Here is an 11,988-nt window from a genome sequence, read left to right on the forward strand (position 1 = left end):
GCCTATCCAAAAATCATAGCGTTTTCTACACTAATTATAGAATCAATGATGAATCGCCATCTTTTCCATGAGGACATTGCGTGCCGCAGGGCCACTTAACTTGAGTTAACCAATCTCGACGGCACCATCAAAAAACATCGACCTCGAATTCGAGTCGATGTTTTAAGTCTGGTTGTTTATTTTTAACAAACTTGGATGCCTTGACCCACTGCGCTAAAGTTTTTGTGCGAGCATACCTGCGAAGTAATCTGTCAATTCAGGAACGGACTTCGTTTGAATGAAATTCAGGATTTTCAGCGGCTCTTGCGGATGGGCACGAACATCATCAAGCACTTGGCGTTTCAACTCATACGGAATCTGCATGGCCTGCAAGTCAGTCTGAGTCTGTTCAACGATTCCTTTGGCCGGAGTCAACTGCGTCGTCGATAACTCATAACCAGTCTGATTCTTGATCACAAGCTGATCGATGTCGAGGGTTGCGATTTCAATTTGGCGATTCCCCGGAATAATACCATCCTTATCCTCAACCGTCAGATTCAACTCGCCTTCTGCCGTTAATGTGAACGTCGTTTTTGCAATTGATTGTCCTTGATGTTCATACATTTCGTAAGTATTTGCAGCTTGACCAAAGATCTGAACGGTTAATTTTTCAGGTAAATTATCTAGATTGTCTTCAACCACCGGCGTCAATGGCAAAATACCCCCTTGCTTTACTAAAACAGGATAATCGGCCAGCGTGCGATAAAGATTCAATATCTGCTCGCCTTCATAAACCTGATGCGTGAAGAAATCATACCAAGTACCTTCTGGTAACAACGTTTTAGCACGACTCTGCTGCAATTGCGTGTCGCGCGGCTCAACGATTGCTGAAATCAAGAGTTCGGACCCGAAGAAATATTCATCATGATACTCGTAATAAGTCGGCATCTCCGGATAATGGTAATAAATTGGCTGAACAAGTGGCACACCATGCAAATGCGTTTTGATATTTTCACTATCCAAATACGGAATCAATTGATGCCGCAAACGCAAGAACCGATCCATCACACGACGATTTTCAGCCGGATAATTCCACGGTTCCTTACCAGAAAATGGATTATCCGAACTATGCAGCCGATTGATTGGACTGAAGACGCCATATTGCAGCCAGCGCGTCTGTAGCTCAGGATCATAACTGCCCATCATATGCCCGCCAATATCGTGACTCCACCAAGTGTAACCAATGTTGCTAGCCGTTGCTGTGAAATAGGGTTGAAATTTCAATGACGCCCAACTGATCCAAGTATCGCCGGAAAAACCAAGCGGATATCGCTGACTACCTGGCCCCGCGTACCGGGATAAAATTAACCCTGCACCGGGATGACGCTGCTCATTATCCAAGTAATGATAATGATTCAACGCCTTCAGAATATCGTAGCCTTCCGTATCGAAGTAGCGATCTTGCTGCCAATCGAGCCACCAGAAATCAACGCCTTCATCTTCTAACGGATGATGCACGTCCTCAAAATAACTCCGCCGAAAATTTGCATCTCGCAGATTAAACACCGCAGGTTCTTTCGTGACTGGATCCAAATGCAACCGCTGTGCCACCTGCAGATAAGCTTGTTCAAATGACCGAATACCTGCCGCAGGGTGAACATTTAGCGTCACCTTTAACCCACGTTGATGAAGTTCACTCAGAAGTTGCCGATGATCTGGAAAACGCCGTTGATTCCACGTATAGCCAGTCCACCCACTACCCTCCTCTGCCGGCACCTCAGTCTCGTGCCAATCCATATCTAGCACCGCCACAGAAAACGGAATCTGCTCATGCTCGAAGCGATCAAACAGCGCGAGATAACTGGCCTGTGTATAGGGATAGAATCGGCTCCACCAATTACCCAGTGCAAAGCGAGGTAACATCGGTGGCGTCCCCGACAGCTTGAAATAATCACGAATTTCTTCTTGATAACGTCGACCATAGCAAAAATAGTAAAGATCCACTTGATCACGATTCTGTGGTCCGATTTCTTGATCGGGCAAAATAACATTATTCTCGGCATCGTCGATCAACGCGTAGCCATGACGTGAAATCACACCATTCTCCAACGGAATCTCACCATCCGCCTCATCAAGCGTGCGCGCCGTACCGAATAAGTTCCCGCCAACAGGCTCGCGCCCAAACAACCAACGACTGAAGTGTGACTCATAATTCGTCTTCGCATCGATCCACAGCGTCTTCGATGAAAAAGCACCCCCCTCGTAATAAAGGTGGAACGCCGCCGTTTCAATTTCAAGCTCATGATGTTGCCGCCCACGGAACACTCGCGCCGTTGACGGTGTTCCAAAATCTCGATCCTGTGCAAAGTAAGTCGGCCGCGTTTCAAACTGGCCATCATCCGACCATTCGATTCGCAACAGACTATCCGTAATCACGGTAAAACGATAATGCTGATCTTCAATAATTCTTGCAGACATCTTGACACTCCTTAATACTGGTTTTGGGAAGGGTTGAATAAAAGTTAACAGACAAATTGTACCAGTCTGTCATTTTTCGTCAACCGCTTACACTGTTTTTTGTTAATACTAATTCAAATCCGTGATCAAAAAAATTATTAAAATAGTCCTTCAAAAACTGGTCACGTTCAAACCAGTGAAGGACTATCAAAAAGTCTTAAAAACTATGCTAATGTAATTGTCTGCAGTGCGACATAACCATCTAAGGCTTTTATCTGAACACGGTCAGTTTCAAAACTACCGTTCAGTGTAACCTCAACTGTCGAAGTTAGCCCTGAAATCACTTGTGTCAACTGATGATTCTCAATAATCTCCAGCCGTGCATCCTTTTGAGTATCTTCTATATCAATCGTTAATATCAGTTTCTCGTTCTGTGAAACATCCTCAAACGAATAAGTCACGTATTCTTGATCATTCAGCCGAACACGATACTCATCTAAATAAACGTCGAATGAAAAATGAGATGGTTTCTGTTCTTTTGGTGCAAGTATCTCAATGTTGGTCCCTTGTCGGAACCGTTTAAAATTATTCCGGATTGTCGTGGCATGATAATCTTGATCATCAAACGCAGTCGCGGAATAACTAAATGGTGCTTTTCTAAGAATGTGATGATCAACATCCTGGTTTTGTTGACAGTTTTTAAACTGACAGTTTTCCAAATATTGATCAAGCAATTCATCGACGGTATTTCGGCCCGGTTTGATGCCTTTTTCTACATAGTCAGTCAGCGCATCCCAATTATCAGGTGTTTTGATTGTTAGACTACCATTATTTTTACCTAACTTTTTATATGGCCAGAAATGATAGCTAACCTCATATTCTTCGCACAACTTACTCATTCCTGAAAACCAGGTATTAATATTCTCTCCCGTTTCACCCAACCAAAGTGGCACATTAAATTGCTCGGATACTTTTAGAAAATCTTCAAATGTTTCATTGGTCGGTAAAACACCATAACGATGAAAATGAATGACAAAATTATCGTCATATTGTTTGACGAATACACTAGGGTCACTTGCCCAATGATAACCTTCCAACGAGAACATATGCTTCTGATCCACTTCACGAATCGCTGCGATTGTTTCAGTATAGAATTGACTAAGTTTTGGTAACAGGTAATCAAAATTCTGTAGGGCTGCCGTTTCAGGGCGAATGGGCTCATTCAGCAGATCATAACCTGCAACTGCAGGCTCGTCATGATAACGTTCCGCAATAAATCGCCAGAGTTTTATCGCTTGTTGCCAATATGATTGAACCATGAATAGATTGGGAATATCATCAGTAGAATCATCTATATTAGCACCTGTTTGACCACCAGGAGCGCCATGCATATCAAGCCAAACATATAAATCATGTTTCTTTGCCCACTCGATAAAACGATCGATGAGATAGAAGTTTGTTTCATCAATTTCACCTGATTCAGTTAAGAATAATGCAGCATTAAATGGCAAGCGAATCGAGTTATAACCTTGAGCCTGGATATAGTTAATATCGTCCTCATTCATATATTGATTCCGAAATTCTTGCCAAAAGTGCGCTGCAGATTCATGTCCAACTAGTTCCTCAATCGTACGTTCAATTCGCCTTGGACGATCAAACTTTTGACCATGCATTCCCCACATATAGCCTTCTTGCAACAGCCAATTCCCAATTCCCCATCCCTTCATCAGAATGGGCTGATTAGATTCATCGACAATCTGCCGACCATGAGTATGCAAAAAAGATTGTATCATTCCTTTACACCCCTAATTTTTATGAAATATTTGGTAGACCGCACCAATCAGCCCGGCATTATTGAGTAATTTTGCCGGTTTAACTGGTGCAATTGCTGTCTCTTTGACCGCATGGATGCTCTGATGGCGTGTTTCTAGATCATCAACCGCATACTGAAGATTTTCAATAAACTCTGAGTTGGCACTAATTCCACCACCGACTAAAATTAATTCCGGGTCAAAACTAGCTGTTAAATCAACAATTCCCGTTGCTAGATTATAATAAAATTGATTTAAAATCATCTGTGCAAGTTTCTCACCTTCATGAGCAGCCCTAAAAATAATTCTTGCATCCTTGATTGTTTTAAGATCTGGCTGAACTTGTTTCTTAGCTTGACTATACTGATAACATAAACCACCAACAACGGCACTCGTCACATTAAGCGACTTTTTTTCAATGTCTTCCGTAAAATCAAGATCCTTAGTTAGCATCCATCCAAATTCACCAGCCATTCCGTGGCCGCCACGATAGATCTGACCATTGATAACAATGCCACCGCCGAAGCCCGTACCGACAACTAGACAAAGGTAGTTATCAATACCAATCGCTGCACCAAGCCAGTGTTCTGCAATCGCTGCGGCATTAGCATCATTTTCGACAGTGACCGTCAATCCAACTCGATTTTCGAGTTCGTGCTTTAAATTCACACCATAAAGACATTTTATCGCGCCCGCAGTTAACAAATAGCCATCTTTTTGAACGATACCTGGCGAGCAAACGCCAACCGCCTCAATCTGGTAATCATGCTGATAATCGCGAATGATATCAGCCAATTCAGTAATGAATTCATCGCGCTGTTCAGGCGTTTCAGTGGCGGATTGAACAATAATTTGGCCTTTCTCATCAACAACACCATGTTTTATTGTTGTTCCCCCAATATCAAAACCAACGTAATATTTCATATTTACCTACTCCTTAACTGATTCATCATATTTATCAAACACGTATTTGAAGATATAACTATTAATTAACACAGTTGCCGCAAACGCTGTCGCCAACCAAAGTAAAAACAATTTTGGAATGAAAACCGGCAGAAACACCAACAAAGCAACGTCAACGACAAAAATTATAATGCTATATGCTGAGTGTTGAAAACTTAAATTAATTGCGTTCCGAAGATACCCTGTTCTGGTATTTTCGTATCGTGCAATCAATGGGAATAAGTACTCTGCAGCTAGAATTGCGATGGTTCCAGTCCCAAACATGATCCAAAGTCCAATCAAAAACCTTACCTGCTGAAAATAGTAAGTTCCTAAGAAAAGTATCAAAGCGACGATTAACATTGCTAACCAAATAATTGTCGAAACTTTAAGATTTTGCTTAAACGCTCGTTTAAAGTCAACATATAAGTCAACAGGTTCATGATAGGCAATCTTCAGACAACAACTGTATAATGCCGTGACTGCTGCACCAGTTGTGACAATCCAAATTCCAGAAATAATAAAAAATAGATTTAATGCCAGAATTTGGTAAACAGTCGTCATCGCTGAGAACACGCTGCCGTTCATATCAAATATTTTTTTCATTAGCCTGTCTCCTTAATCCTTAGCTTTTATTAAATAACCATTTTGACTCTTAAATGAATATAGCCAGAGTATAAATACCTCTGGCTAGTCCATTGTCAGAAAAATGGAACAGGATCTTTATCAAAATTTGCCTAATCCATGCCTAACTTCTTCATGTTCGCTTTGATATTGCTATCCCGAACCTTGTTGATTGCTGAAATACTATTGTCCTTCTGGAATTGCTTGTATTTCTTCAACGTTGCCTCAAAGGTTGCTTTATCCTTTGCACGAATCAAGCTAACCATCGTTGTACGCCAGTTTGTTTGAATAGCTCCAAGTGCACGTGCTTCTTGAGTCCCTGCATTAGGTGAAATATTCTCGATTTGGAATTGAGGTTTCAGATACTTAGCGCCCCATTCCTGCATTTGCCAAACAGCTTTAACATATGAATCCTTGTTTAAGGCTTTGTAACGGTCATGACCGAACAAGATAAATTCGCCAATACGATATTTTTTTTGCCATGCAGTTGTATCGTTGTCTTGAATATTCTTGGCAAACTTAGTCCATTTAACCATACCATCTGCGTCTTGTGTGTACATTTGACCTTTTTGGCCAAAGTTCGTTAACATTTGTCCCTTATCGCTTAACAAATATTCAAAGACTTGAATAGCTTTTGCAGGATGTTTTGTCTTATTTGACACATAATTGATTAACCAACCCGAAATACCTGCTTGCGATAATGTTGGCTTTCTACCCTTAGTACTTTGGATACCGTTAATCGCAATATAAGCTGACTTAGGATTCTTGGAAGCAAAGTCCTGTAGGTTAGTCCCGTGATTAACATCTGAACCCATCATCATTGTTGCATACTTACCTGAAGAAACCTTTTCGTTGAACGTATCGGCATCATCAGTGAAACTATCATCAGTAATGTTTCCAGCAGCATGAACTTGGCGGAATGCATCAAGCCACTTGATATAGTCTGAATCCAGATCACGATCATAGTACTTATTGTCTTTGGTTGTGATTGGAACCCCTAACATATCCTGAACAACATTTTCTAACGAACTATTTCCACCACTAAAATCATTAAATCCAAACGGTGTCAACTTAGGAAATTTCTCTTTAATGGCTGCCATTCCCTTCACAAAACCTTCTGGCGTCGTGAAATCCTGATCACCAATTGCGTCTAAAACATCTTTCCGAATAATAAACGCATCACGTGGTAAAATCTTGCCACTCTTGTAATCGGCAGCAGTATTAGAATAGTTTGGATAGCCATACGACTTCCCATCAATCTTATACCAATTTAACGTATCTTTACTTGCAACTTTGTAGAAGTATGGATCGTATTTATTAGCTAAATCCTGTAACGGATATGCCCAATCTTTTGCCGTTCTCGCAACTTTTGAGTTTGGATCACCAATAGTGACTAAGTCCGGCATGTTACCGCTTGCAAAATAGGTATTAAGTTTTGTGTCATCGCCCGTGACAAACTTGATATTAACATTTAAATCTTTTTTGATCTGCTTAGTGATTTCGTCCTTGCCGAAGTCCTTATTCCACCAATCAGCGTTAACATACCAGGTTAATGTTGTCATCTTGGACTTGTCGGATTTCCATGCAGGTGTCGACTTGGAAATCTTATATGAGGCCTTCGGTAAATTAGAGTTATCCGATGAACTCTTATCAGAGGACCCACCATTGCCACAGGCGGTCAGAATAACTGCAGAGCTTAATGCAACTAATGCTGTTGTAAATATCTTGAGTGATTTATGCTGCTTCATAGTAATGCAACTCTCCCTTTCGTTTCTAGAATTCTCCAAAAAACTGAAATGAAACTTACAAACAACGTACCCGCTTAATTACTCCTTGACAGCGCCAAGCATTGTCCCTGTTACAAAATACTTTTGCAAAAACGGATACAAAATTAAAATTGGAAGCATTGTAACGACGATTGTAGCTAATTGCACCCCCTTTGAAGTTGTTGCAATTGAAACTTGGGCGTTTAACCCATTTGATGCCGCAGCTTGTGCCTGAACAATGATGTCATACAGGCGCATTTGTAGTGGATACAAAGCTTCGTTGGTGACGTAAAGCTTTGTCGTCATAAAGTCATTCCATTGCCAAACACCGTGGAATAACCCGATGGTTGCCAATGCTGGTTTTGAGAGTGGCACAATGATCGAGAAGAAGACTCGCCAATCACTTGCACCATCAATCTTTGCTGATTCCTCCAAAGAATCTGGAATATCTCGGAAGAAATTCATTAAAATCACCATGTCATAATAACTAAACATCGCCGGCAAAATATAGACCCAGAACGAATTCAGTAGTCCTAAAGATTTAATCAATAAGTAAGTCGGAATCATGCCACCCGAGAAAAACATCGTGACAATTCCCATCGCAGAGTACAATTTACGTCCTTTTAAATCACGCTTGCTCAACGCATACGCTACAATCGAGCAGAGAAAGAGGTGAAAGACGACACCCACAACTGTCTTAGCAACTGATATAAACATTGATTGCCAAATACTGTTGTCACTAAAAACGCGAATATAATTGGCAATTGACACTTCTTTCGGCCAGAACACGAAGGTGCCCGCATTTTTACCTGCGAATGAAGAGATGACAACATTCCACATCGGAATGATAATAATCAATGCAAAGAGAGTCATCAAGATCACATTCACAACATCGAATACTCTGTTACCCTTGCTTTCTTTGACACGTGCGCGAGGCCGTTCATGATTTGTTTTTTTGGCATCCGTCATTATGCTGTGTCCTCCTTATAGCACTGATTTATTATCATTTAATTTCTTAGTTACTGTATTGGTAATGATTAATAAAACAACCGATATAATTGAAACGCCAAGACCAACAGCAGTCGCATACGAGAAATCACCTTGAGTTAAACCCACACGGTAAACGTATGAATTAATGACCTCAGCTTTAGGCTGATTTTGTGAATTCATTAATACTAAAGTTTGATCTAAGTTTGAGTTAAACAATCCAGATACTGATAAAATCAAGTTAAGCGAGATAATACTACTCATTTCTGGAATCGTGATACTCCAAATCTGCCTCAGTTTGGAAGCACCATCCATTTCTGCTGCCTCATAATAAGTCGGATCAATCTTAGACATCGTTGCTAAGTAAAGGATTGTTCCCCAACCAGCTTCTTTCCAAACATCTGAGAGAGATGCAATTCCCCAATAACTGTTCGCGTTCAAGATATGATTGTCTTTTGTTGCAATTCCAATTAAGTTCAGCAATTGGTTTAACATCCCATTCGAAGACAACCAAGTGATCAACATACCACCAAGAATTATCCAAGATAAAAAGTGAGGTAGATAAGTAATTGTTTGAACCACTTTCTTAAAAGGTGTCCATTTTAATTCAAAAATCATAATTGCGATAATAATCGGTAAGAAAAACTCAATAGTTAACTTAATTGCACTAATACCAATCGTATTTTGAACCGATTCCCAAAAATATTTATCGTTAATAATAATTTTAAAGTTTTCCAACCCTACCCAAGGTGCACTCGCCATCGTACTAGTTACGGTATAGCTTCTAAATGCGAGGCTTAATCCATAAATCGGGATAAAGTTGAAAATAATCATTGCAATGATTCCAGGTAACACCATTGTTTGTAGTTGCCACTGACGAGCCCAAGCCCGGCACCAATCTTTAATCCTGACCCCCGTTGAACGTTTGTTTGCTTTCTCCATTTCCACAACAGTCCTTTCAAAAAAATAAAAACGTTTTTATTTTAGCTAATACCAAAAGCCCGCGATATTTCTCATAGGCTTTTTGCTGACTGACGCATCTTTAATTCGCCTTCAAGAACTTTGCTTGGAATGTCATGTTCGCCGTCCATTAGTCGAACCAACATCTCTACCGCAGCTCTAGCTTGGGCGACAATCGGATTATGAATCGTCGTTAGTGGCGGATTGAAATATTCAGAGACATCGATATCATCAAATCCCACTACGCTAATATCATCAGGAACCATCAATCCCTCATGTTTTAATGCTTTAATCGCACCGATTGCAGAGATATCATTACCTGCGACAAACGCTGTCGGTAACTCGTAAGATTGAACTCGACTTGAGCGCAAGAAGGATAACACAGCGTTATATGCGGCTTCCTGCTCGAACATACCTTCGAGACGATAATATGGTGGAAAAGATAAGCCGTGCTCAAACAATGCCTGCTTGACTCCTAATAAGCGCTGCTCACTATCATAAACGCCCTTATACCCCGCTATGTAAGCAATCTGTTTATGCCCAAGATTGATTAAATAATTAGTGATGTCGTACCCTGCTTTGAATGAGTCAAAGACGACACTTGTTGTATTAAGGTGTGAAGTTTTGCGATCTAAGAAAACACTGGAGATGTGTTCAGAATTCAAAAACTCGATATCTTCATTCGCAACAACAGTATCAAATAACAAGGCACCGTCGACTAAACGACCACGAATTGTATTGATGATTTTCTCTCTATCACTGGAAATAAAAACGTTTAGTTCATAGCCATGTTTTTCACTGAAATTAGCCAATGCATCGATCAACATTGAAAAATATGGTCCAGTAACACTAGAAGTAAAAAGACCAATCGTTTGTGTTGAACCTGATTTTAATTGTTTACCAATCAAATTCGGTGAATAATCAAGTTTCTTAACTGCATCAAGAATTCGCTGCTTTGTTGAGGGTTTGACAACATTGACATTGTTTAATGCCTTCGAAACTGTCGCTATGGAAACACCCGCTTCACGCGCGACATCTCTAATTGTTACCTTCGCCATGTTATCACTTCTTTCGAATCGGACTCTTGAATAAATTAAAGATAACACAACTTATTTTTCAATGCAAGGGTTTTCAAAAAACGTTTTTATTTTATTTTTAAAAAAAGTTGATCTCTATTTTTGTTTAGTTTTATTTAAACAATGATCAACTAAATTATACATTTACTCCGATTTTTTCTTCTGTTCCCAGATTTGATCGTACAGTCTTGCACTGGCAATCGTGAGCTGATGGGGAACAATTGGACTTTCTAGCTTATTCTGGTACACACAATTGATGACCTCTTTAATTTCATAGGTAAATCCATTTTGGGTCGCTTCGTCTTGATAATGTTCAACCAATTGATTATTGCCATCATACAAGAATGCCTCTTTGCAATCATTTGCATTAGGAATCACAATTTTACCGGCATCACCATAAATGACCAACTGATTCCCCAGCGCGGCGACAAAACTGGTGGTCATCGTCGCCAGCGAATGATCATAATGTAAAACCACATGATCGGTCACATCGACGTTATAGCGCCAGTCCGTTGCCACATCAATTTGATTAAATTCATGTCCTAATAGCATTGTCGTCAAATCATAGGTATAAACGGTTAAATCAAAGGAGACGCCACCACCGAGTTCTGGATTAAAAAACCGATTTTGCGGATCATTGGTCACTAAATTTCCAAATTGATAGTCGCTAGTCGTAATTTCCCCAATCTTTCCTTCAGTCAACCAGCCTAGAACCTGACGATAAGTCGGTAAGAATTTACTCCACATTGCCTCCATGACAAAAACCTTTTTATCATGTGCTTGGTTCAGCGTCGTGATGGCCTCTTCACTAGTCATAAACATGGCCTTCTCGCACAAAACTGGGACCTGATATTTCAAGCACAACTGTGTGAGTCGGTAATGAACATCCATCGTCGTTGCGATGTAGACGGCATCCAACGATTCTTGTTTGAGCATTTCTTCGAAATCGTCATAGACATGGTCAACCGCGTACTTATCTGCAAATTGCTGTGCTTTGACCATAGTACGATTCGCAACGGCCGTAATCTCGCATTGATCAATTAGTTTAACTGCGTCCGCAAATTTATGAGCGATGCCGCCCGTTCCCATGATGCCAAATCTAAAAGTCGCCATAATATTCCGATTACTCCTTTGATAGGTTATTCGCGTTGATTGTATTTTCCAAATCAATCATAACCTAATTCCGCGGAAATGTATGCGCTTTTTATCAAAAATAATGATGTCATTGCAGTTATTTTATCTGGATTTCAAGTGCTTAAGTCTGCTCATCAGGCCCGGCAGTCCTCTGCTTGTCAGTCGAGTTGTCAAACCCGTCAGTCCACTGCGTGGAAAGTTGTTGTTAAGCACAGATAGTTGCCTTGTGGAGCACGTTTTTGAAGGCTCCAA

Annotated in this window: 9 protein-coding genes; all 9 read right to left on the bottom strand. The window is 40.5% G+C overall.

Annotated elements, in window-relative coordinates:
- Nucleotides 1-213: 213 nt before the first annotated feature.
- The 9 genes from FC15_RS04810 to FC15_RS04850 all read right to left on the bottom strand — a co-directional run bounded on the left by FC15_RS04810 (nucleotide 214) and on the right by FC15_RS04850 (nucleotide 11,715).
- Entirely contained in the window at nucleotides 214-2,457 is a 2,244-nt protein-coding gene (locus FC15_RS04810; protein WP_057824498.1) for a glycoside hydrolase family 31 protein, read from the bottom strand.
- A gap of 203 nt (nucleotides 2,458-2,660) precedes the next feature.
- Nucleotides 2,661-4,229, bottom strand: coding sequence for a glycoside hydrolase family 5 protein (locus tag FC15_RS04815; protein WP_057824499.1), 1,569 nt, complete (start codon nucleotides 4,227-4,229; stop codon nucleotides 2,661-2,663).
- Nucleotides 4,230-4,241: 12 nt separating this feature from the next.
- On the bottom strand, nucleotides 4,242-5,171 hold the full coding sequence (locus FC15_RS04820; RefSeq protein ID WP_057824501.1) for an ROK family protein: 930 nt from the start codon (nucleotides 5,169-5,171) through the stop codon (nucleotides 4,242-4,244).
- Between the two features lie 6 nt (nucleotides 5,172-5,177).
- A complete protein-coding gene (locus FC15_RS04825; protein WP_057824503.1) occupies nucleotides 5,178-5,795 on the bottom strand; it encodes a DUF624 domain-containing protein in 618 nt (205 codons plus the stop codon).
- 131 nt (nucleotides 5,796-5,926) lie between these two features.
- Nucleotides 5,927-7,561 (bottom strand): type 2 periplasmic-binding domain-containing protein, encoded by a 1,635-nt coding sequence (locus tag FC15_RS04830; RefSeq protein ID WP_057824505.1) that lies wholly within the window; start codon nucleotides 7,559-7,561, stop codon nucleotides 5,927-5,929.
- A gap of 78 nt (nucleotides 7,562-7,639) precedes the next feature.
- Nucleotides 7,640-8,548 carry a carbohydrate ABC transporter permease gene (locus tag FC15_RS04835; RefSeq protein WP_057824507.1) on the bottom strand — a complete coding sequence of 303 codons (909 nt, stop codon included), beginning with the start codon at nucleotides 8,546-8,548 and terminating at the stop codon, nucleotides 7,640-7,642.
- 15 nt (nucleotides 8,549-8,563) lie between these two features.
- Nucleotides 8,564-9,424, bottom strand: a complete 861-nt coding sequence (locus tag FC15_RS04840; RefSeq protein ID WP_235803336.1) for an ABC transporter permease — start codon at nucleotides 9,422-9,424, stop codon at nucleotides 8,564-8,566.
- 155 nt (nucleotides 9,425-9,579) lie between these two features.
- Complete coding sequence (locus FC15_RS04845; protein ID WP_057824509.1) at nucleotides 9,580-10,584, bottom strand: LacI family DNA-binding transcriptional regulator; 1,005 nt, start codon at nucleotides 10,582-10,584, stop codon at nucleotides 9,580-9,582.
- 162 nt (nucleotides 10,585-10,746) lie between these two features.
- Entirely contained in the window at nucleotides 10,747-11,715 is a 969-nt protein-coding gene (locus FC15_RS04850) for a Gfo/Idh/MocA family protein (protein WP_057824511.1), read from the bottom strand.
- Between the last annotated feature and the right edge of the window lie 273 nt (nucleotides 11,716-11,988).

It is taken from the genome of Lapidilactobacillus concavus DSM 17758 (assembly GCF_001435835.1).
GTDB lineage: Bacteria > Bacillota > Bacilli > Lactobacillales > Lactobacillaceae > Lapidilactobacillus > Lapidilactobacillus concavus.

Excerpts from the sequence above, each read along its gene's own strand:
- FC15_RS04850 (WP_057824511.1), bottom strand. The coding sequence starts at position 11,715 with ATGGCGACTTTTAGATTTGGCATCATGGGAACGGGCGGCATCGCTCAT.
- FC15_RS04820 (WP_057824501.1), bottom strand. The coding sequence starts at position 5,171 with ATGAAATATTACGTTGGTTTTGATATTGGGGGAACAACAATAAAACAT.
- FC15_RS04840 (WP_235803336.1), bottom strand. The coding sequence starts at position 9,424 with ATGGTGTTACCTGGAATCATTGCAATGATTATTTTCAACTTTATCCCG.
- FC15_RS04845 (WP_057824509.1), bottom strand. The coding sequence starts at position 10,584 with ATGGCGAAGGTAACAATTAGAGATGTCGCGCGTGAAGCGGGTGTTTCC.
- FC15_RS04825 (WP_057824503.1), bottom strand. The coding sequence starts at position 5,795 with ATGAAAAAAATATTTGATATGAACGGCAGCGTGTTCTCAGCGATGACG.
- FC15_RS04810 (WP_057824498.1), bottom strand. The coding sequence starts at position 2,457 with ATGTCTGCAAGAATTATTGAAGATCAGCATTATCGTTTTACCGTGATT.
- FC15_RS04815 (WP_057824499.1), bottom strand. The coding sequence starts at position 4,229 with ATGATACAATCTTTTTTGCATACTCATGGTCGGCAGATTGTCGATGAA.
- FC15_RS04830 (WP_057824505.1), bottom strand. The coding sequence starts at position 7,561 with ATGAAGCAGCATAAATCACTCAAGATATTTACAACAGCATTAGTTGCA.
- FC15_RS04835 (WP_057824507.1), bottom strand. The coding sequence starts at position 8,548 with ATGACGGATGCCAAAAAAACAAATCATGAACGGCCTCGCGCACGTGTC.